The following is a 20207-nucleotide window of genomic DNA, read 5'->3' on the forward strand; positions in this document are numbered from 1 at the left end:
GCACGCGCGGCGGGGTCGAACGAAGCGGACGATGCGCATGCGGGGGACGGATGCCATGTCCCGCCGGTGCGTGCGCGGCCGCTTCGTTTGCTTCTTGATCCAGGTTGGAGACGATGGTGCGCCACGACCCGCGCGACCGGAAAATACTAAAAATATTTCCGGGACATACGAAAAAGCTCTGCAGCGGACATTTCGGCGCCGGGGGGCTTTCAGGTAAGGTGCTACGTAAACCATGGACAGATTGCGCCCGCGGCGGCACGCCGGGGCCGTGCATCAGAGGTGCTTGTGGCTCACTACACTTTGCGGCAACTGAAATACTTCGTGACGACGGTGGAATCCGGCAGCGTCGCCGAGGCGTCGCGCCAGCTGTTCATCGCGCAGCCGTCGATCTCCAGCGCGATCAAGGGTCTGGAGGAAAGCTTCGGCGTGAAGCTGTTCATCCGCCATCACGCGCAGGGCGTGTCGCTGACGCCGAGCGGCACGCGCTTCTACCGGAAGGCGCAGGAGCTGCTGCGCATCGCGCACGAATTCGAACAGAACGCGCTCGCCGACAACGACGTGATCACCGGGCAGATCGACATCGGCTGCTTCGAGACGGTCGCGCCGCTCTATCTGCCGCAACTGATCGCGGGCTTTCGCGAGCGCTACCCGGGCGTGAACATCCGGCTGCGCGACGGCGACCAGCAGGAACTCGTGCAGGGCCTGACGTCCGGCACGTTCGATCTCGCGCTGATGTACGACCACGATCTCGACGGCACGATCGAAACCGAGCCGCTGATGCCGCCGCAGCAGCCGTACGTGCTGCTGCCGGAAAACCACCGGTTCGCGGGCCAGACGCACGTGTCGTTGCGCGACCTCTGCGTCGAGCCGATGATCCTGCTCGACGTGCAGCCGAGCCGCACGTATTTCGTCAGCCTCTTTCACGAACTCGGGCTCACACCGAACATCGTGTTCGGATCGCCGTCGATCGAGATGGTGCGCGGGATGGTCGGCCAGGGGTTCGGCTTCTCGCTGCTCGTCACGCGCCCGCATTCCGAATACACGTACGACGGCCAGCGCGTCGTGACGATCGGCCTCAGCGAAACGGTGAGCCCGTCGGGGCTCGTGAGCGCGCGGCTGAAGCGCGGGCAACTCACGAAGCAGGCGCAGTCGTTCGTCGATTTCTGCCGCGAGCGGCTCGCGCAGATCGTCGCGGAAACGGTGCGATAAGGAACCTGAAGGAACACGAAAGCGCACGCGCCGCGGGAGGCGGTGCGTGCGTGTCGGTCAGGCGCGCCGCGTCAGGCGGCCGCGGCGAGATGGACGGCCAGCCGCCCCAGCATCGCGTCGCAGCCGTGGAGCTGGTCGAGCGTGACGAATTCGTCGGGCTTGTGCCCCTGGTCCATGCTGCCGGGCCCGCACACCACGGTCGGAATGCCGGCCTCGCCATATAGCCCGCCCTCGGTGCCGAACGCCACCGTGCCGAATGCATCGGAGCCGCTCAGCATCGCGAGCAGGCGCGCGGCCTCGCTGTCCGGCGCGGTCGCCAGCCCCGGATACGCGCCCAGCGGCTGCAGTTGAATGTCGGTATCGGGCTGCACCGCGCGCATCCTCGGCAACAGTTCGGATTCCGCATAGTCCTGCAACTTCCTCGGCACGTCGTGCGCATCGAAATCCGGCAGCGCGCGCACCTCGAAATCGAACTCGCATTCGGCCGGCACGATGTTCAGCGCGCGGCCGCCCTTGATCAGCCCCGTCTGCACCGTCGAGAACGGCGGATCGAATCGCGCGTCGTGCCGTTCCGGCCGTGCGAGCGCCGCGCCGATCTCGCCGAGCCGGCCGATCAGCTTCGCCGCGTAGTCGATCGCGTTGACGCCCGACGGCGCGTACGCCGAGTGGCATGCGGCACCCTTTACATGGCAACGCATCGCGAGCTTGCCCTTGTGACCGAGCACCGGCTTCAGTTCGGTCGGCTCGCCGATCAGGCACAGGCGCGGCCGGTGCTCGCGCGCGGCCAGTGCATCGAGCATCGGCCGCACGCCGAGGCAGCCGACTTCCTCGTCGTACGAGAACGCGAGATGCACGGGCATGCTCAGCGGCCGGGCGACGAACGCCGGCACGGCCGCGAGCACCGACGCGATGAAGCCCTTCATGTCGGCCGTGCCGCGGCCGTACAGGCGGCCGTCGCGCTCGGTCAGCCGGAACGGCTCGACCGTCCACGCCTGCCCGTCGACCGGCACCACGTCGGTATGGCCCGACAGCGCGATGCCGCCGCGATCACGCGGCCCGATCGTCGCGTACAGGCTCGCCTTCGTGCTTTCCGCGTTGTAGAACAGTTCGCTTTCGACGCCGAAGCCCGCGAGATAGTCGCGGATGAAGCCGATCATCTCCAGGTTCGACTCGCGGCTGACCGTCGCGAAACCGATCAGCCGTTCCAGCAGTGCGCGGCTCGACGTGTCATTCATCGCCCGGCACTCCGTAGCTCGGCGCGGCGGTGGGGTTCAGCGCGCGCGTCTGGTAGTCCTGCATCTGCGGCCGATATGCCTGCCACAGCGCATCGAGCTGCCCGATCGGATCGGTGTCGGCCCAGTCGACGCGCAGGTCGACGATCGGCCAGGTCACGTCACCGGCCACCTTCAGCGCGGCCGAATGCACCGGCCCCGCCTCGCCGCCGGCCGCCATCGCCGCGTGCATCGCGGCCAGCAGGCGATCGGCGAGCAGGCCGGGCGCCTGTTCGAAGGCCCGCGCCATCGCGTCGATCACGGCCGGCGCGGCCAGCAGGTTGCCCGCCGCCACGCATTGCTCGCCCTGCACCGCGTGATGCGTGCCGAGCGCTTCCTTGCCGGTGAAGCAGGCCGTCTGCCCCTGCCCGTCGATCACCGTGACCTGCCGGTACTGGCTCCAGCCGTTCGCGCTGAGCGCGCGATCGAGCGCCGCGGCGGGCGCGAGCTGCTCGTGCTCGATCAGGTCGAGGATCTGCGGCCCAAGCGCCGGCAGCGTGATGTTCTGCGTCGCGACGGCGCCGACGCCCGCGCGCACCCACGGGCAGCGCGCGCCCACCGCGATGCTCGACGAGCTGATCGCGATGCCGAGCTGGCCCGTCTCCGGGCAACGCCCGACGATGGAGAAAGTCATGTCGCCTCCTACGCGCGGTTCGGCTGCCAGTTGTCCGGGATCACGGCGATCACGTCGATTTCCATCAGCCATTGCGGCTGGCCGAGCGCCGACACGACGAGCCCCGTCGAGATCGGATACACGCCCTTCAGCCACTTGCCGACTTCCTGGTACACCGGCTCGCGATAGCGCGGGTCGATCAGGTAAGTCGTCGTCTTCACGATGTGCGTGAGGTCGCTGCCGGCTTCCTCCAGCAGCTGCTTGACGTTCTTCATCGCCTGCTCGGCCTGCGCGCGCGGATCGCCGAGGCCGATCAGTTTGCCGTCGAAATCGGTGCCGACCTGGCCGCGCACGTAAACGGTGTTGCCCGCCCGCACGGCCTGGCACAGGTCGTTGTCGAGCGTCTGGTTCGGGTAGGTATCCTTCGTGTTGAACATGCGGATACGGGTATGGGTGGGTTGGCTCATCGGAATCCTTCAGTCGTCAGGGGTCACGCCGCCGCACCGGAGGCAGACGCGGTGCGGCACGCGGCGGGGGTTCGGTCAGTTCACCGCGTCGGCGAGCGGCTGCGTATCGGCGTGCGGCTGCGCGCCGGCGTGCGGCGCGGCGCCGTCCTGCTCCGCGTGCGAAGTCGAGCGGCGCTGCGATGCGTCGTGGTACTCGAGGTAGGTGCGCTGGATCGCGATGTGGTCGGCGATGTGCCGCGCGTCGTGCCACACGCCCCAGATGAAGCTGGAGCCGCGCCGCGACAGCCACGGCAGCCCGAGGAAATAGATGCCCGGCTCCTTCGACACGCCGCGCTGGTGCTGCGGCTTGCCGTTGTCGGCGAACGCGTCGACCTTCAGCCAGCCGTAGTCGACCGCATAGCCGGTCGCCCAGATGATCGACGTGACACCCGCGCCGGCAAGGTCGAGCGCGAGGATCGGATGCGCGACGCAGTCGGGGTTCGGCAGGATGCGGCGGGCTTCCGGCTCTTCCGGCAGGTCGAGGCCGTTGCGCGCCGCATAGGCGTCGGCCGCGTCGAGCAGCGACAGGTAGTTCTCGTCGCCGCGTGCGAGATTGATCGCCAGATCGCGTTCGAACACGGCCACGCCGCCGTCGAACGACTTCGTCAGCCCGACGAGCGTCACGCCCTGGTTCGCGAGCTTGCGGAAATCCACCGTGTGGCCGCCGCGCGCGCCGCTCACCGCGATCGTCACGTGCTCACGGCCGGGCGTCGCGACTTCCTTGTCCCATTCGCCGAGCACGCCGAGCCACCAGCAGAAATCGCGGCCGCGATACGCACGCGGCGGCCGATCGTGCGGGCCGACCGACAGGTAGACCTGCCGGCCCGCGCGCTGCAGCTCGTCGGCGATCTGCACGCCCGACGACCCCGCGCCGACCACCAGCACCGCCCCTTCCGGAAGCTGCGCCGGGTTGCGATAGTCTGCGGAATGAATCTGCACGAGGCGGGCGTCGTCCGGCGCGATCGGCGGAATCACCGGGCGCTGGAACGGCCCGGTCGCGACGACCACGCGGTTCGCCTCGATCGTGCCGTCGGACGTCTCGACGATGAAACCCGGCTTGCCGGCATTGCGCACGACCTGCTTCACCTCGACGCCGGTGCGGATCGGCGCGTTGAACTTGCGCGCATACGCTTCGAAGTAGTCGGCGACCTGGTCTTTCGTTGCGAACGCATCGGGATCAAGGCCGTCGAATTCGAGGCCGGGGAAGCGGTCATGCCATGCGGGGCCGTTCGCGACCAGCGAATCCCAGCGCCCGGTGCGCCAGCGTTCGGCGATGCGGCTGCGCTCCAGCACGAGATGCGGTACGCCCAGCTTGCCCAGGTGCTCGCTCATGGCCACGCCGGCCTGACCGGCGCCGACGACGAGCGTATCGATTGAGGTTGTTTCGACTGCCACGGCTGTCTCCTTCGGAAGTGCGGCTCGGCGCGACGTTCGGGTTGTCGCGTGAGTTGGAATGGAGACATTCTGCTGACAGCCAGGCGTAGGCGAAATGATGTTTTTTGTGGTTGTTGACGAGAAAAAAGCTGGGGGATCAGGGATGCCTCCGGACGGAGACATCATGCGTTCCGACGCCGGGTCGGCACTCGCTGCGAGGTGGCGCGGCGGCAGGTCGACGTGGCGAGCGAGGCATCTGCCGCGCCATACGGGAACGAATCATGCGCGCGAGTCGTGGTCGGCATTCAATGGAGGACGGCTCGATGAAACCCCTGACAATTGCAACGCGTCGCATTCTGGCGACCCTCGTGGCAGGCGGGGCACTCGCCGCGACCAGCACGGCCTTCGCGCAAGGCTACGGTGCACCACCACCGAGGGTCGAGGAGCGAGAGCGCGCCCCGGAAGCCGGTGTATCGGTCGAGATCGGCATGCACGGCGACCGCTACTGGGACGGCCATCGCTACTGGGAACGCGACGAGTGGAGGCATCGTCATCCGCGCGATCGTGATCCGTGGCGCGAGCATGAGCACGAGCGCGAGGGCGAGCATCGTGAATAGTGACGACCGCCGCCTGGCGTACGCGCAACTTCCGTGTGACGCGGGTCAAAACCCGGATTCCGATGCCAAAGCGCTCCGGTAAATGAGCGCAAACCGCGTCATCACACTTTTCCAGATCAGCTTGAACGCGGCCTCGTCTGACAAGAGATGGCCGCGCCTCCTTTTGATATTGCGCAGTGGCATGCTCGCCTGATCAACGGCATCCCTGCGACCTTCCACGCCGTCACATCGAAAGTAGCCGTGTACTCGCTGCCGGCGCAGACGTCACCGCCTTCGCCGCGTCGATCAACGTCTCCTTTTTGCCGTCCCATTTGGGCAGTTTGGCGGGCGGCAGCGGCACCACCTTGTCCAGGTTCGGCAGACGCAGGTCGGGGTCGCGCTCCAGGCGATCGGCAAGGACGCTATAACGCTCGGCGCGGGCGCGATCCTTCACGCCACCGGCTACCGGATCGCCATCATCGAACGCACCGAACAAATATGCAGCACTTTTGGCGCTACCGAATTTCACGCCTTCATGCAGAATCTTGAATGCGCGCGCATTGTCCTCGTCCAGCGACTTGTCGGAGCCAACCAGCGTCGTTCCAAGCGCATACGCGGCATCGCCGCTACCCTGGGCGAATCCACATTCAAGCATTTTGAGCGCAATTTTTCGGTTCCCCCAGAAACCGGATTTCGGATCATCGTAGACTGCATCGAGCTTGCTGCCCAAATAAGCCATGGCGCTGGGGCTGCCCTTGTCCGCCGCAAGTTGCCAGAAGGCGTAGGCACGACTGGCATCCTGCTTTACGCCCACTCCGTTCATGTAGTCCGTGCCCATCAGGTCGTAAGCTGCGGGGATGCCCAGCTTCATTGCAGCTTCGGTGATCTGCACGGCTCGCTCGGTATTGCGATCCACACCCAACCCCTGAGCGTAGGCGTTCGCCAGGTTGAGCATCGCCTTCCAGTGCTTGCGCTCGGCAGCCTTCTCCCATAGCGCAACTGCACCAACGTAGTCGCGCTGGTTCGGCCACAACAATGCACTTGTCATCTTCATCGCCTGCTGATTCCAGCGATCCGCGTCCGGGTCGACTCCCGGAACGACAGCGGCTTCGTGTACACAAACGAACGTATCCCGATGGGGGTTGAAAGCGTCGAGCGACATGTTTCGCGGAAGAGAATCATTCATCGAGCAGGCTGCGCATGCAATGAACAGGAAAGCCGAAACCAATCGGGTCAAGCCGATACGGTTGGCGGAAGTCGAACGCAATTGATTCAGCACGATTCGGGAAGCCTGTTCAGGAAAAGCGAACGCCTGTCGCACGCTCATCATGGGACGGATGCAGGAAGCCGGTCGGCGCTCCCAACGTGAAGAAACTGTCGTCGATCAACATCAGCAGCAGTTTATTTTCGATGCAGCTCGTGTCCCGTCCTCGGATCGGGTCAGGGAGCGGCGGTCGACCTATCGCCGGGGCCAAGACGGCAGGCGGGAAGCCCGTCGTCGCGATCATCGGCGACGGCTCCGCGCGCTACGCACCGCAAGCGTTGTGAACCACTGCGAGTCGGAGGTGCCGCCGCCGGCCGCACGCCTCTCCGACAATTCTTGACTATGCACACATCGCCAAACTGGTAGGATGCCGGTCGCCTCGGCATGAAAGGCAGTCACAGGATACCCGATCGATCCCTTTTAATGGATCGTGCCCCGCCATCCCTGTCGCGCCCAGCCCAGGCAACACGGTACCCCACAGCCCCCGTCGAACCCCGCAACACCCCGGCATCGCCCCGCGCGATCCGTTGCAGCAACCGTTGGAGTGGCGCACCCGCGCCTGTGAGCATGAAGAACTCGAAGCAGCCCCCCCGCCCCCCGCAGCACAAAGACCGCACGCCGCTGGCGCGCGCCGGCGCGCTGCTGCTGATGGCCGGCCTGCTGTATCTGCTGTGGCCGTCGGCCGAAACCGCGTACCTCGCGATGGAGTCGGTGATCCGCTGACGCGCCCGGCCATCCAACCCCGCACTACGCTATACTCACGCGATGGAAACCCGAACCGCCTCGCCGAACGTGCATTGCTGGTGGCGCGCCTGACCCAGGCGGCCCGTTTCCTTTTGCATGTCCCAAACGTGATGCCGCCAGCGATGGCGGCATTTGCGTTTCTGCGCACACACCATGGCTGGCGGCTTCGATAACCCGGAGCTACAACCAACATGACCCACCCCGCCCGACCGACCATCCTCACCGGCGACCGCACGACCGGCCCGCTGCACCTCGGCCATTACATCGGCTCGCTGCGCGCGCGCGTGCAGATGCAGCACGAAGCGAAGCAGTTCCTGTTGCTCGCCGACACGCAGGCGCTGACCGACAACATGGGCCGCCGCCAGCGCGTCACCGAGAACGTGATCGAAGTCGCGCTCGACTATCTCGCGGTCGGCATCGATCCGGCGATCTCGACGATCGTCGTGCAATCGCAGGTGCCCGAACTCGCCGAGCTGACGCAATACCTGCTGAACCTCGTCACGGTCGCGCGCCTCGAACGCAATCCGACCATCAAGGAAGAGATCCGCCTGCGCGGTTTCGAGCGCGACATCCCGGCCGGCTTCCTGACCTACCCGGTGAGCCAGGCGGCCGACATCACCGCGTTCAAGGCGACGCACGTGCCGGTCGGCGACGACCAGTTGCCGATGATCGAGCAGACCAACGAACTCGTGCGCCGCTTCAACGCGACCGTCGAGCAGCCGGTGCTGGTCGAATGCGAGGCCGTGCTGTCGGCGGTCACGCGGCTGCCGGGGATCGACGGCAAGGCGAAGATGAGCAAGTCGCTCGGCAACGCGATCACGCTCGGCTCGACGCCGGACGAGATCACGCAAGCGGTGAAGGACATGTACACGGACCCGAACCACCTGCGCGTGAGCGATCCCGGCCAGGTCGAGGGCAACGTCGTGTTCACGTTCCTCGATGCGTTCGAGCCCGACGTGCAGAAGGTCGACGAGCTGAAGGCGCACTACCGTCGCGGCGGGCTCGGCGACAGCGTCGTCAAGCGCGTGCTGAACGAGCGGCTGCAGGCGTTGATCGAGCCGATCCGCGCGCGCCGTCGCGAATTCGAGGCCGACAAGGCCGAAGTGATGGCGATCCTGAAGCGCGGCACGATGCACGCTCGCGACGTGGCCGGCGCGACGCTCGCCGAGGTGAAGGGCGCGATGGGGTTGAATTACTTCGATTGAGCGACGCAGGCGGCGCGTGCGCGAACGCGCTTTGCGCGCCGGTCGGTATCGAGCCGGCGCGTGGCGTTCACCGCGTCACGTGCGCGAGCGATCGAGCGAGCGAGTGTCGAGTGAACCGCACCTTCATCACGATGCCTGCGCCGGCACGGACGCATGACACACCGCCTCGACCCGATTGCCGGCCGGGTCGACGAGAAACGCGCCGTAGTAGTCGCCGTGGTAATGCGGCCGCAAGCCGGGTTCGCCGTCGGACTGCCCGCCCGTCGCCAGGCCGGCCTCGAAAAACGCATCCACCTGCTCGCGGCTCGCGGCCTTGAAACACCAGTGCCGCTTGCTCGCGCCGATTTCAGCGGGATCCAGATAGACCGCCAGAAACGTCGATGCGGTGTCGTTCGCATTGCAACGTTCGCCATAGCCGAGCGCGGTCGGCCGGTCATAAACCTTGGCTGCGCCGAGCGCGGCCATGATGGCATCGTAGAACGGGCGCGCCAGGTCGATATCCGGCACGCTGATTGACACGTGATCGAGCAATTGCATCGCATCCACTCCGTTGAAGGGCACACGAGTCTACCTGAGCGGGGCATTTCGCACCGGAGTCACCCTGCTGCTCGTGGGCGATTCTGCGCCTCCGCCACCGTCGCTCGAGCGGCTATCCGAGCCGACGGCGGAGCGGCCGCTGGTCCACTCGCGACCTGCCGGTACAAAACGAACGCGGATGGCGCATCCGGAGCCGCACGCAGGAGCGCAGCTGGATGCACGATGCGCCGCCGGTCGCGGTGCGCTGAGCGCCCCGCTCGCGGCGTGTTACGTCACTTCATTTGCATCAGCTGAATCAAGTTCCCGCACGTATCGTCGATGATCGCGACACGCACGGGCCCGGCATCCATCGGCTCCAGCGTGAAGCGCACGCCGAGATCCGTGAGCCGCGCGAACTCCGCATCGAGATCGTCGACCTGGAACGATGCCGCCGGAATGCCGTCCTCGTACAGCGCCTGCTTGTAAGGCCCGACCGCGCGATGGTGGCTCGGCTCGAGCAGCAGCTCGGTGCCGTCCGGCTGGTCCTTCGACACGACCGTCAGCCAGCGGGTCTCGCCCACCGGCACGTTGTTCTTCAGCTTGAACCCGAGCTTGTCGGTATAGAACGTCAACGCCGTGTCCTGGTCGTCGACAAAGATACTCGTCACGTAGATTCGCATGTCAATCGCTCCTGTCGCGGCAGCCACCGCCCTGCCACTATTCTTCGCCGAAATCGATGACAAATGCATCACCGTTGTCGATCAGCGTGCACAGGTAGCCGTCGAAGTCGTCGGCGATCACCGCATCGCGGTCGGGATCATGCGGGAAACGCACGACTCGCCCGACCCTGCCGCCCGGCGCCGGCCCGAAATCGATGCAGCGCCGCGACGTGCCGCCGCTTACGTGATCTGGTACGTCGACGCCGGCACGAATTCCTCCGGCAGCGGGCGGTCGCCCAGTTCGAGCACCGACCGCTCGATCGTACGCGTCATCGCATCGAGCGCCAGCGCGTTCGGCGCGAGGCCGAACGGCTCGGCCACCTCGCTCGCGATCGCTTCGAGCGCGATCAGCGTGTACGAGATGAACACGCAGATCAGCGGCGTGAAGAACTCCGTCGAATCGACGAGGCCGAACGGCAGCAGCACGCAATACGCATACACGGTGCGATGCAGCAGCACGCTGTACGAGAACGGGATCGGCGTCGACAGGATGCGTTCGCAACCACCGACCGACTTGCCGACCTCGTCGAGCTGCGTCTCGAACATCCAGCAAGTCGCATCGCTACCGGGCGCACGGCCCAGCGCGCGGACGATGTCGCCGCGCAGCTCATCGAGGATCGCGACGGGCTTGAAGCATTTGCCGCCCAGCTCGGCCGTGTGGTCCGCACCGAGAATGCGCTGCAGGTCCGCGGTCGGATCGGTATGACGAAGCTGATGCTTGAGCGCATAGGTGAGCGCGATCAGCAGGTCGGCGAGCCGGTTGCGCTCGGCGTCGCTCACGCTGTCGGGCAGGTAGCGATTGAACTGCGACGTCAGCGTACGCGCCGCGATCAGCAGGTTGCCCCACAGATGCCGCGCTTCCTTGAAACGCTCGAAGCTCGCGCTGTTGCGAAACCCGAGAAAGATCGCGAGCGCGAGCCCGAACAGCGTGAACGGCGCGGTGTTGAGGGGGATCTTCTCGCCGAAGATGCGCCCGTTCGTGAAGACCGCCAGCGTGCTGACGACCGCCATGAACACGAGCTGCGGAATGATCGATTGCAGCACGGAGCCGTTCCAGACGAACAGCATCCTGAGCCAGTTTTGTTGTGGTCGGACGATCATGGTGTTTTCTCGACTGCAGGGAATGCATCAAACGGCGCGCCGGCGCCCGATGCGCAACGGCCCGCGCGTGGCGGGCCGCTGTCGGGTGAAGGCCGGGGCGGGCAACGCGCTGCGCGTGATGATACGCCCGCGCCCGCCCTGCCCGTCACCTCATGCGGCGTTCAGCGATGGCCGCTCAGGATGGCCGCTCAGTGATAACCGATATCGCCCTCGCGCACCTTGCCGCGGAACACGCGGTACTGCATCGCGTTGTACACGAGGATGATCGGCAGCACGATCACGGTGCCGACGAGCGCGAACAGCTGGCTCGAGTGGCTCGACGACGCGTCCCAGATCGACAGCGACGGCGGCACGATGTTCGGCCAGATACTGATCACGAGCCCCGTGTAGCCGAGGAACACGAGCGCGAGCGTCAGCAGGAACGGCGTGGCCTCGTGCTCGCGCTTCACAGTGTGGAAGATGCCCCACACGCAGGCGACGACGAGCACCGGCACCGGCAGGAACCAGCCGAGGTTGCCGCTGCCGAACCAGCGATGCGCGACGGCCGGCAGCCCGATCACGGTCCACAGGCTGACCACGCCCATCACGGCGAGCAGCACGCCCGCGAGCGGCTTCATCAGCAACCGCATCTTGCGCTGCAGCTCGCCGTCGACCTTCAGGATCAGCCAGCCGCAGCCGAGCGTCGCATACGTGACGAGCACGCCGATCCCGCACAGCAGGCTGAACGGCGACAGCCAGTCGAACGGCCCGCCCGCGAACTGGTTGTTCTCGATCTTGATGCCCTGCAGCAGCGAACCGAGCACGATCCCCTGGCAGAACGCGGCCAGCGCCGAGCCGCCGATGAACGCGAGATCCCACATGTGTTGCGTGCGCGTGGCCTTCGCGCGCAGCTCGAACGCCGCCCCGCGGAAGATCAGCCCGACCAGCATCAGCACCAGCGGCAGGTAGTTCGCCGGCAGCAGCGTCGAATACACGACCGGGAACGCGCCGTAGAGCCCCGCGCCGCCGAGCACCAGGAACGTCTCGTTGCCGTCCCACACCGGCGCGACGGTGTCGAGCATCACCTGGCGCTCGGCCTTCGCGTCGAAGAACGGAAACAGCAGGCCGATGCCGAGATCGAAGCCGTCCAGCATCACGTAGATGAATACGCCGAGGCCGATGATCGCGGCCCAAATGACAGGAAGATCGATGTGCATGGCTTACTCCGCTTCGGTGACGTTCAGCGGCGTGGACAGCGCGCTCTTGCGCAGCCCCGGATGCCGGTGCAGCTCGATATACCCGGCCTGGGCAGCCGGCCCGCGCTTCATCAGTTTCATCATGTAATAGATACCCGTTCCGAACACCAGGAAATACACGACCACGAAGATCAGCAGCGACACGCCGACCTGCTGCGCGCTCAGCGGCGCGACCGAATCGACGGTGCGCAGCACGCCGTACACGGTCCAGGGCTGCCGCCCGACCTCGGTCGTGATCCAGCCGGCCAGCAGCGCGAGGATGCCCGACGGCCCCATGCAGACGACGAACCACTGGAACCAGCGCGTCTCATACAGGCGCCCGCCCTTTCTCAGCAGCAGCCCGAGCACGGCGGTGAGCAGCATCAGCATCCCGAGGCCCGCCATGATCCGGAACGTCCAGAACACGATCGGCGAATACGGGCGGTCCTGCGGCGGGAATTCCTTCAGCCCGCGAATCTCGCCGTCCCAGCTGTGCGTGAGGATCAGGCTGCCGAGGTGCGGCACCTGGATCGCATAGCGCGTGGTTTCGGCCTGCATGTCGGGCAACCCGAAGAGGTTCAGCGCGGTGCCGCCCTTCTCGGTTTCCCACAGCCCCTCGATCGCCGCGATCTTCGCCGGCTGGTATTCGCGCGTGTTCAGCCCGTGCGCATCGCCGACGACGATCTGGATCGGCGCGAGCACCAGCAGCATCCACAGCGCCATCGAGAAGCTGCGCTTCACCGGCTCGTCGCGGCGCCCCTTGAGCAGGTGCCACGCGCCGCACGCGGCGACGATGAAGCCCGCGACGATGAACGCCGCGATCGTCATGTGCACGAGTCGGTACGGGAACGACGGGTTGAAGACGATCTTGAACCAGTCGACCGGCACGACGAGGCCGTTCTCGATCTTGTAGCCCTGCGGCGTCTGCATGAAGCTGTTCGACGCGAGGATCCAGAACGTCGAGATCAGCGTGCCGACCGCGACCATCAGCGTCGCGAAGAAGTGTGCGCGGGGGCTCACGCGCTGCCAGCCGAACAGCATCACGCCGAGGAAGCCGGCTTCGAGGAAGAACGCCGTCAGCACTTCATACGTGAGGAGCGGGCCGGTGATGTTGCCCGCGACACGCGAGAAGCCGGCCCAGTTGGTGCCGAACTCGTACGCCATCACGACGCCGGAGACCACGCCCATCCCGAAGCCGATCGCGAAGATCTTCGACCAGAACTGGAACATGGATTTGTAGGCGGCATCGCCGGTGACGAGGTAGCGCCATTCCAGCACTGCCAGGAAGCTCGCCATACCGATGCTGATCGCGGGAAACACGATGTGGAACGACACCGTGAACGCGAATTGCAAGCGGGCGAGATGGAACGCATCGAAGATTTCCATGACCGTAATTTGCTCGTGGTTGTGAGGACGTACGCTCGAAGCAGGAAATCGCGCGACGGCTTGGCGACAACACATGCGAACACAAACGGTCACTCGCATGGCATCGAAGCGTGAATGACGATATCGCGTTTGCAACGATACTCGCAATCGTTCGAACGTGCGTTGAAACTGTGCTGCTTACGCCGCCGAAGATGTGTGCACGGAAAACACATTTCGTGCCTGCGGGATGGTCAGCTGTACTGCTTTCCGCATTGCGGCGCTGTATCTCCGGCGCGCCTGTCATCCCCCTTAACATCCCATGAAACGCCTGCCCGAAGCGACGGCGCGCCCCCTCGGCCGCGCCGCCCGGCAGCCTCCCGATTCCCCTGGTCCGGCGTACCCGCCCGACCCGGCCGGCCCGCCGGCCGATCCGCCTGGAGAAAACCGCATGGAGTCCTGCATCCGCCGCGACGCTCCGACCGGCAGCACCGCGTGTCAGGTGACGCGTCACCGTGCCGGCGAAGCGCGCGACACCGTCGACAGCGTCGTCGACGAAACGCCGGTTGCACTCGTGTTCAACGACATTGCGCACACGGTCATGATGGCGACGCCGATCGACCTCGACGTGTTCGGCCTCGGCTTCGCGCTGAGCGAAGGCATCGTCGAGCGCGCATCGGACATCTTCGACATCGAAAGCGAATGCCGTGCCGGCAGCGCCGAAGTGCGGCTGACCGTGTCGCAGCAGGCGTTCATGGCGATGAAGGCGCACCGGCGCGCGCTGGCCGGCCGCACCGGCTGCGGCGTCTGCGGGATCGAAAGCATCGCGCAGCTCGACCTGCACCCGCCGCGCATCGCCGCCGCCGGCACGGCCGCCGGGATCGGCGCGGCGGCGATCGAACGTGCCGCGCGCGCGTTGCCGGCCCACCAGACACTGATGCGCGAGACGGGCGGCATCCATGCGGCTGCGTGGTGCAACCGTGACGGCGACGTGCTCGACGTGTTCGAGGACGTCGGCCGCCACAACGCGCTCGACAAGCTGATCGGCCGGCTCGCGCGGCGCCGCGCGAACCTGTACGACGGCTTCGTGTTCCTGTCGAGCCGCGCAAGCTACGAACTGGTGCGCAAGGCCGCGCGGGTCGGCATCCCGATGATCGCGACGATCTCGGCGCCGACCTCGCTCGCGATCGACGTCGCCCGTGAAGCCGGCGTGCGGCTGGTCGGCTTCTGCCGCAACGACGGCTTCGTCGAGTACGTGTCGCCCGACGCCGCTCAACCCTCTCAACCCGATCAACCCGCGCTCGCTCAAGCGCATCCGGCGCGCTCCCGATGAAACCCCTGACCGATTTCGACACCGCGCAGCAGCATTTCGCCACTGCGTTCGCGCCGCTCGGCGCCACCACGTCCGTCCCGGTCGCGGAAGCCGCCGGCCACGTGCTGGCCGCGCCGCTCGTCGCCGTACTCGACCAGCCGCCGGCCGACCAGAGTGCGATGGACGGCTACGCCGTGCGTTACGCGGATCTCGCGCACGGCGAGCCGCTGCACGTCGCGCAACGCTGCTATGCGGGCGACACGCCGGCACCGCTGGCCCCGCGCACGGCCGCACGCATCTTCACCGGCAGCGTGATTCCGCCCGGCGCGGACACCGTCGTGATGCAGGAACACGCACGCGAGCGGGACGGCTGGGTCGCGGTCGACGCGCCGCAGCGCAGCGGCTCGCACATCCGCCGCCAGGGCGAGGAAGTGCGCGCCGGCGACCCGCTCGTGCCGGCCGGCGTGCGCATGGGCCCGATGCACGTCGGCGTGGCGGCCGCGCAGGGGTTCGCGCGCGTCGACGTGCGCCCGGCGCTGCGCGTCGGCATCCTGACGACCGGCGACGAGCTCGTCGCGTGCGGGCAGCCGCGTGCGCCGCAACAGATTTACAACAGCAATGCGCCGATGCTCGCCGCGCTGGTCACGGGAACCGGGGCCGAGGTCGCGATGCGCCTGCATGCAGCCGACACCGCGGCCGCCGTCGATCGTGCGCTGCGCGATCTGCACGCGGGCTGCGACCTGGTGATCTGCGTCGGCGGCGCGTCGGTCGGCGACAAGGATCTGCTGCGCCCCGCGCTGGACGCGCTCGGCGCGTCGTTCATCGTCGCCGGCGTGCGAATGAAGCCGGGCAAGCCGGTTGCACTCGCCCGGCTCGACACGCGGCCGGTGGTGTTGCTGCCCGGCAATCCGGGGGCCGCGATGACCGCGTTCGCGCTGTTCGTCGCACCGCTGATCCGGCGCCTGCAGGGGCGCCACGCACGCCTGCCGATCGTGCCGTCGCTGCCGATCGACGCCGACTTCGAACCGGATCCGCAGCGCGAGCGCTTCGTGCGCGTGCACTGCACCGTCGGCCTCGACGGCACGCCCGCGCTCGACACGTTGCGCCAGCAAGGCGCCGGCACGCTGCAGTCGCTCGTGCAGGCGAGCGGGCTGGCGCGGCTGCCGGCCGGGCAGCGCATCGCGTGCGGCGACGCGGTACCGTATTACGAATTCGCGCACTGGCTCGCATGAGCGCGACGCCGCTCACCCGCCCGATTCGCGGCCTTCACCGCCGCGCCGGCCACGCCGGCCGGCCGGCGAACTGTATCCCTGCAATTCGGGCGCGATTGTGTCCCTGCCGCGAAAACCCCGCGGACTATCCTCACGATGAGGCTCGTCACGCGCCGTGCGCCTGCCCATCCGCACACGCACGGCCGACCGGCAACGCCCCACCGCTTACTTCTTGCAGGCAGACGAACCGATCGTGAATGCCATCGTTTCCGCCGCGCCGGCCGCTGCCGCACTGTCCGGCGGCGCATCGCCCGGCGCTTTCCCCCGCACGACCGACACGCTCGGCCGCCCGCTGCGCGACCTGCGCCTGTCCGTGATCGATCAATGCAATTTCCGCTGCGGCTACTGCATGCCGCGCGAAAGCTTCGACGCCGACTATGCGTTCATGCCGTCGTCCGAGCGGCTGTCGTTCGCGCAACTCGAAAAGATCGCCCGTGCGTTCACGTCGCTCGGCGTCGAGAAGATCCGCATCACCGGCGGCGAGCCGCTGCTGCGCCGCAACCTCGAAGCGTTGATCGAACGCCTCGCCGCGCTGACGACCGTCGACGGCAAGCCCGTCGAGATCGCGCTGACGACCAACGGCTCGCTGCTGGCCGCGAAGGCGCGCACGCTGCGCGACGCGGGCCTGTCGCGCGTGACGGTCAGCCTCGACGCGCTCGACGACGAGGTGTTCCGCCGGATGAGCGATACCGACATGCCCGTGTCGCGTGTGCTGGCCGGCATCGAGGCCGCGCAGGCGGCCGGGCTCGCGCCGGTCAAGGTCAACGCGGTGATCGAGCGCGGCGCGAACGACGACCAGATCCTCCCGCTCGTGCGGCACTTCCGGCACACCGGCGTGGCCGTGCGCTTCATCGAATACATGGACGTCGGCGGCGCGAGCTTCTGGTCCGGCGACAAGGTCGTGCCGGCCGCGCGGATGCGCGAACTGATCGACGAACACTATCCGCTCGTGCTCGTCGGCGAACCGGCGCACGATGCGACCGCGATTCGTTGCGCGCACATCGACGGCGCGGGCGAAGTCGGCTTCATCGCGAGCGTGTCGCATCCGTTCTGCGGCACCTGCTCGCGCGCCCGCGTGTCGGCCGACGGGCAGCTCTATACGTGCCTGTTCGCGACGCAAGGCACCGACCTGCGGCCGTGGCTCGACGACGCAGCGTCGAGCGCCGACCTCGCCGCCGCCGTGCGCGAGCGCTGGACGCACCGCGACGACCGCTATTCCGAGCGCCGGGCCGCACGGCCTGCCCGCGCGCCGGGCAAGACCTATCCGACCGTGCGCATGTCGCTGGTCGGCGGCTGACGGGCCGCCGCGCGACCCAGGACGCACCGCCAACAGGAGAATCGTCATGACGAGCTTCACCGAATCCCGTGCCGGGCTGCCGGACGATCCGATGCACGCGGGCAGCCCCGCGCCCGACAACGCGACCGACCCGCATCCCGAACCGCCACCGTCGATCGCCGCGGGCTTCGAAGTGCGCGTGCAGTACGCGTCGATCGATGCCGGTGCCGAGCTCGCACCGATCGTTCGCAATCCGAATGTCGGCGCGGTCGTGAATTTCCTCGGCGTCGTGCGCAACGAAGGCGACGTCGATGACGTGATCGCGCTCGAGGTCGAGCACTATCCGACGATGACCGAACAGGCGCTGTGGAGCATCGTCGAGGAAGCCAGCGCGCGCTGGCAGCTCGAAACGATCAGGATCGTGCATCGCGTCGGGCGCATTCCGCTCGGCCAGGCGGTCGTGCTGGTCGTGGTGGCTGCCGCGCATCGCGGCGCTGCGTTTGACGCGTGCGAATTCCTGATGGACTTCCTGAAGACCCACGCACCGTTCTGGAAGAAGGAGATCCGCCACGACGGCGTATCCGGCTGGGTCGAGGCGAAAGCGCACGACGACCAGGCGATGCGACGCTGGGGCTGAACGTATGCGCTGCGCATGTTCCGATTCCGCCGAGTGATTCCTTTCAAGACATCGCAATGAAACTGACGATCAAATACTTTGCAAGCATTCGCGAGCAACTCGAGCGCGACGAGGAAATCGTCGAGATCGATGCACGCGAACTCACCGTCGACGCGCTGCGCGACACGCTGGCCGCACGCGACGCGCGCAGCGCGGAAGCGCTGCGGACGGACCGGCCCGTGCGGGCCGCCGTGAATCTCGAGATGGTGACGGGGGGATTCGTCGTGCGGGAGGACAGCGAGGTGGCGTTTTTCCCGCCGGTGACGGGCGGGTAACCTCGGTCAGGCCAGCCTCCGGGGCACGCGATTGCGCGCGCCCGGCCGGCGATGGCGTCTGCACGGCCACCGCTGCATGCCGTCGAAATGACAAAGCCGGCACCAGGCCGGCTTCGTCGTTGAAGCACACGATACCGCGCGTGCCCGCTCACCGCATGCACGCCGCCGCCAGCTTCCCGACCGTGATCACCGCCTGCTCGATCTCTGGCGACCACGGGCTGCTGTAGTTCAGCCGGATGAAGTTCCGGTAGCTGTCCGTGATCGAGAACATGTAGCCGGGCCCGATCGTGATCCCCTGCTCCAGCGCGAGCTGGTACAGCCGCATCGCATCGATTTGCGCAGGCAGTTCGACCCACAGCACGTACCCGCCCGCCGGGCTCGAGATGCGCGTGCCTTCCGGGAAGAACCGCGACACCATCGCGCGCATCAGGTTCGCCTGCTGCGCATACGCCTTGCGCAGGCGCCGCAGGTGATGCTCGTAGCCGTCGCGTTCGAGAAACTCCGCGATCGCGAGCTGCGGCAACGACGGCGTCGCGAGCGTGTTCAGGAATTTCAGCTTCTCGACCTGGTCACGATAGCGGCCCGGCAGCGCCCAGCCGATCCGGTATGCAGCCGTCAGGCTCTTCGAGAACGACGAGCAATGCAGCACGATCCCGCTGCGGTCATACGACTTCAGCGAACTCGGATGCGCATCGCCGAAATACAGCTCGTTGTACACGCCGTTCTCGATCAGCGGCATCCCCGTCTTCGTCGCGAACTCGACCAGCTCGCGCTTGCGCTCGTCCGGCATCTGGAAGCCGAGCGGGTTCTGGAAGTTCGGCATCACCATGCACGCGGCGATCGGCTGCGACTTCGCGATCGCGGCCAATGCCGCGATGTCGATTCCGTATTCCGGATGCGTCGCCACCTCGATCGCCTTCATCCCCATCCGTTCGATCGCGTGCAGCATCGCGTAGAACGTCGGCGATTCCACCGCGATCGTGTCGCCCGGTTTCGCGACCGCCTGCAGGCACAGGTTGATCGCCTCGGTCGCGCCGACCGTCACGATGATCTCGTTCGGATCCACCGACATCCCGTTTTCCAGGTAGCGGCGCGCGATCTGCCGGATCAGCCGCGGATGGCCGGGCGGCAGCCCGTCCGTCACGCCCCACAACGACTTGTCGCGGCCGGCCGCATACGCGTAGCGATTCAGCTTCTCGAACGGAAACAGGCTCGGGTCCGGATACGGCGAGCCGAGCGGCACCGCATCGTCGGTGCCGATCGAGCGCAGCGTCGACAGCACGAGCCGGCTCACGTCGACCGACGACGAAATCGCGATCGGCTTCGACGGCCGCAGCTCGCGTACCGGCGCATGGCTGTCGTCGCGTCGCAGGTTCACGAAATAGCCCGACTGCGGACGGCTTTCGAGCAGCCCGCGGCTTTCCAGCAGCAGATACGCATGCAGCACGGTCGTGATGCTGATCCGGTGCTGCTGGCTCGCCTGCCGCACCGAAGGAATCCGGTCGCCGTGCCGGTACACGCCCTGGCGGATCAGGCGCTCGATGTCGTCCGCGAGTTTTTCATAGAGTTTCATCGCGTGCCTCCCGCCGGGCGGCGCAGCTGGGCTGCCCCGCCGTTTGCGTCCGACACGCCCGTGTTGCGCCCGCCGGCCGGGCCGTCGTGATTCCTGATCCTTCCCTCCGGTTTTGCCTTTTCCATCGCAC

The 20207-nt window shown here is 67.0% G+C and carries 21 protein-coding genes; 10 read left to right on the forward strand and 11 right to left on the reverse strand.

Annotated elements, in window-relative coordinates; all coding sequences use genetic code 11:
- Nucleotides 1-285: 285 nt before the first annotated feature.
- Nucleotides 286-1209 carry a LysR substrate-binding domain-containing protein gene (locus tag LGM89_RS22375; protein ID WP_089476051.1) on the forward strand — a complete coding sequence of 308 codons (924 nt, stop codon included), beginning with the start codon at nt 286-288 and terminating at the stop codon, nt 1207-1209.
- A gap of 71 nt (nt 1210-1280) precedes the next feature.
- On the opposite strand, the gene argE is transcribed toward LGM89_RS22375, so the two are convergent.
- The 4 genes from argE to LGM89_RS22395 all read right to left on the reverse strand — a co-directional run bounded on the left by argE (nt 1281) and on the right by LGM89_RS22395 (nt 4994).
- Nucleotides 1281-2444, reverse strand: a complete 1164-nt coding sequence (gene argE / locus LGM89_RS22380; protein WP_089498594.1) for an acetylornithine deacetylase — start codon at nt 2442-2444, stop codon at nt 1281-1283.
- Nucleotides 2437-3114, reverse strand: coding sequence for a DUF1028 domain-containing protein (locus tag LGM89_RS22385; RefSeq protein ID WP_089429587.1), 678 nt, complete (start codon nt 3112-3114; stop codon nt 2437-2439). The genes argE and LGM89_RS22385 overlap by 8 nt, the downstream gene beginning before the upstream one ends.
- Nucleotides 3115-3122: 8 nt before the next feature.
- Nucleotides 3123-3560, reverse strand: coding sequence for a RidA family protein (locus tag LGM89_RS22390; RefSeq protein ID WP_011349682.1), 438 nt, complete (start codon nt 3558-3560; stop codon nt 3123-3125).
- A 75-nt stretch (nt 3561-3635) separates the two neighbouring features.
- A complete protein-coding gene (locus tag LGM89_RS22395; protein ID WP_226273909.1) occupies nt 3636-4994 on the reverse strand; it encodes a flavin-containing monooxygenase in 1359 nt (452 codons plus the stop codon).
- A gap of 302 nt (nt 4995-5296) precedes the next feature.
- Between LGM89_RS22395 and LGM89_RS22400 the strand changes: the two genes are divergently transcribed.
- Nucleotides 5297-5590, forward strand: a complete 294-nt coding sequence (locus LGM89_RS22400; RefSeq protein WP_089434008.1) for a hypothetical protein — start codon at nt 5297-5299, stop codon at nt 5588-5590.
- 223 nt (nt 5591-5813) lie between these two features.
- On the opposite strand, the gene LGM89_RS22405 is transcribed toward LGM89_RS22400, so the two are convergent.
- Nucleotides 5814-6899 carry a tetratricopeptide repeat protein gene (locus LGM89_RS22405; RefSeq protein WP_226273910.1) on the reverse strand — a complete coding sequence of 362 codons (1086 nt, stop codon included), beginning with the start codon at nt 6897-6899 and terminating at the stop codon, nt 5814-5816.
- A 35-nt stretch (nt 6900-6934) separates the two neighbouring features.
- Here LGM89_RS22405 and LGM89_RS22410 point away from each other — a divergent pair, with 35 nt between their 5' ends.
- The 3 genes from LGM89_RS22410 to trpS all read left to right on the forward strand — a co-directional run bounded on the left by LGM89_RS22410 (nt 6935) and on the right by trpS (nt 8782).
- Nucleotides 6935-7117, forward strand: coding sequence for a hypothetical protein (locus LGM89_RS22410; RefSeq protein ID WP_144023166.1), 183 nt, complete (start codon nt 6935-6937; stop codon nt 7115-7117).
- Between the two features lie 283 nt (nt 7118-7400).
- Nucleotides 7401-7556, forward strand: a complete 156-nt coding sequence (locus LGM89_RS22415) for a hypothetical protein (protein WP_174970848.1) — start codon at nt 7401-7403, stop codon at nt 7554-7556.
- Between the two features lie 212 nt (nt 7557-7768).
- Nucleotides 7769-8782, forward strand: a complete 1014-nt coding sequence (gene trpS / locus LGM89_RS22420) for a tryptophan--tRNA ligase (protein ID WP_089498590.1) — start codon at nt 7769-7771, stop codon at nt 8780-8782.
- A gap of 126 nt (nt 8783-8908) precedes the next feature.
- Here the strand turns inward: trpS and LGM89_RS22425 are convergent, their stop codons facing one another.
- The 5 genes from LGM89_RS22425 to LGM89_RS22445 form a co-directional block, all read right to left on the reverse strand.
- Nucleotides 8909-9319, reverse strand: a complete 411-nt coding sequence (locus LGM89_RS22425) for a VOC family protein (protein ID WP_226273911.1) — start codon at nt 9317-9319, stop codon at nt 8909-8911.
- Nucleotides 9320-9591: 272 nt separating this feature from the next.
- On the reverse strand, nt 9592-9978 hold the full coding sequence (locus tag LGM89_RS22430; protein WP_089429578.1) for a VOC family protein: 387 nt from the start codon (nt 9976-9978) through the stop codon (nt 9592-9594).
- Nucleotides 9979-10197: 219 nt separating this feature from the next.
- Nucleotides 10198-11118, reverse strand: a complete 921-nt coding sequence (locus LGM89_RS22435; RefSeq protein WP_089460094.1) for a bestrophin family protein — start codon at nt 11116-11118, stop codon at nt 10198-10200.
- A gap of 188 nt (nt 11119-11306) precedes the next feature.
- Entirely contained in the window at nt 11307-12314 is a 1008-nt protein-coding gene (gene cydB, locus LGM89_RS22440; protein WP_089433623.1) for a cytochrome d ubiquinol oxidase subunit II, read from the reverse strand.
- Nucleotides 12315-12317: 3 nt separating this feature from the next.
- A complete protein-coding gene (locus tag LGM89_RS22445) occupies nt 12318-13718 on the reverse strand; it encodes a cytochrome ubiquinol oxidase subunit I (protein ID WP_226273912.1) in 1401 nt (466 codons plus the stop codon).
- Between the two features lie 427 nt (nt 13719-14145).
- On the opposite strand from LGM89_RS22445, the gene fdhD reads away from it, so the two are divergent.
- The 5 genes from fdhD to moaD all read left to right on the forward strand — a co-directional run bounded on the left by fdhD (nt 14146) and on the right by moaD (nt 18504).
- The gene (gene fdhD, locus LGM89_RS22450; protein WP_226273913.1) at nt 14146-15027 is read left to right on the forward strand and encodes a formate dehydrogenase accessory sulfurtransferase FdhD; all 882 of its coding nucleotides are present in this window, start codon (nt 14146-14148) and stop codon (nt 15025-15027) included.
- Nucleotides 15024-16238, forward strand: coding sequence for a gephyrin-like molybdotransferase Glp (gene glp, locus LGM89_RS22455; protein ID WP_226273914.1), 1215 nt, complete (start codon nt 15024-15026; stop codon nt 16236-16238). The genes fdhD and glp overlap by 4 nt, the downstream gene beginning before the upstream one ends.
- 211 nt (nt 16239-16449) lie before the next feature.
- The gene (gene moaA / locus LGM89_RS22460; protein ID WP_226273915.1) at nt 16450-17574 is read left to right on the forward strand and encodes a GTP 3',8-cyclase MoaA; all 1125 of its coding nucleotides are present in this window, start codon (nt 16450-16452) and stop codon (nt 17572-17574) included.
- A gap of 46 nt (nt 17575-17620) precedes the next feature.
- Nucleotides 17621-18190: a molybdenum cofactor biosynthesis protein MoaE gene (locus LGM89_RS22465; RefSeq protein ID WP_226273916.1), complete on the forward strand. Its 570-nt coding sequence runs from the start codon at nt 17621-17623 to the stop codon at nt 18188-18190.
- A gap of 56 nt (nt 18191-18246) precedes the next feature.
- A complete protein-coding gene (gene moaD, locus LGM89_RS22470) occupies nt 18247-18504 on the forward strand; it encodes a molybdopterin converting factor subunit 1 (protein WP_039342384.1) in 258 nt (85 codons plus the stop codon).
- 148 nt (nt 18505-18652) lie between these two features.
- Here moaD and LGM89_RS22475 read toward each other — a convergent pair whose 3' ends face one another.
- Nucleotides 18653-20077 carry a PLP-dependent aminotransferase family protein gene (locus LGM89_RS22475; RefSeq protein ID WP_089429568.1) on the reverse strand — a complete coding sequence of 475 codons (1425 nt, stop codon included), beginning with the start codon at nt 20075-20077 and terminating at the stop codon, nt 18653-18655.
- Nucleotides 20078-20207 lie beyond the last annotated feature (130 nt).

Source organism: Burkholderia sp. AU31624, assembly GCF_020420065.1.
GTDB lineage: Bacteria > Pseudomonadota > Gammaproteobacteria > Burkholderiales > Burkholderiaceae > Burkholderia.

Coding starts and splice junctions, on each gene's coding strand:
- argE (WP_089498594.1), bottom strand. CDS start 2,444: ATGAATGACACGTCGAGCCGCGCACTGCTGGAACGGCTGATCGGTTTC.
- LGM89_RS22385 (WP_089429587.1), bottom strand. CDS start 3,114: ATGACTTTCTCCATCGTCGGGCGTTGCCCGGAGACGGGCCAGCTCGGC.
- LGM89_RS22390 (WP_011349682.1), bottom strand. CDS start 3,560: ATGAGCCAACCCACCCATACCCGTATCCGCATGTTCAACACGAAGGAT.
- LGM89_RS22400 (WP_089434008.1), top strand. CDS start 5,297: ATGAAACCCCTGACAATTGCAACGCGTCGCATTCTGGCGACCCTCGTG.
- LGM89_RS22405 (WP_226273910.1), bottom strand. CDS start 6,899: ATGATGAGCGTGCGACAGGCGTTCGCTTTTCCTGAACAGGCTTCCCGA.
- LGM89_RS22415 (WP_174970848.1), top strand. CDS start 7,401: ATGAAGAACTCGAAGCAGCCCCCCCGCCCCCCGCAGCACAAAGACCGC.
- trpS (WP_089498590.1), top strand. CDS start 7,769: ATGACCCACCCCGCCCGACCGACCATCCTCACCGGCGACCGCACGACC.
- LGM89_RS22425 (WP_226273911.1), bottom strand. CDS start 9,319: ATGCAATTGCTCGATCACGTGTCAATCAGCGTGCCGGATATCGACCTG.
- LGM89_RS22430 (WP_089429578.1), bottom strand. CDS start 9,978: ATGCGAATCTACGTGACGAGTATCTTTGTCGACGACCAGGACACGGCG.
- LGM89_RS22435 (WP_089460094.1), bottom strand. CDS start 11,118: ATGATCGTCCGACCACAACAAAACTGGCTCAGGATGCTGTTCGTCTGG.
- cydB (WP_089433623.1), bottom strand. CDS start 12,314: ATGCACATCGATCTTCCTGTCATTTGGGCCGCGATCATCGGCCTCGGC.
- LGM89_RS22445 (WP_226273912.1), bottom strand. CDS start 13,718: ATGGAAATCTTCGATGCGTTCCATCTCGCCCGCTTGCAATTCGCGTTC.
- fdhD (WP_226273913.1), top strand. CDS start 14,146: ATGGAGTCCTGCATCCGCCGCGACGCTCCGACCGGCAGCACCGCGTGT.
- glp (WP_226273914.1), top strand. CDS start 15,024: ATGAAACCCCTGACCGATTTCGACACCGCGCAGCAGCATTTCGCCACT.
- LGM89_RS22465 (WP_226273916.1), top strand. CDS start 17,621: ATGACGAGCTTCACCGAATCCCGTGCCGGGCTGCCGGACGATCCGATG.
- moaD (WP_039342384.1), top strand. CDS start 18,247: ATGAAACTGACGATCAAATACTTTGCAAGCATTCGCGAGCAACTCGAG.
- LGM89_RS22475 (WP_089429568.1), bottom strand. CDS start 20,077: ATGAAACTCTATGAAAAACTCGCGGACGACATCGAGCGCCTGATCCGC.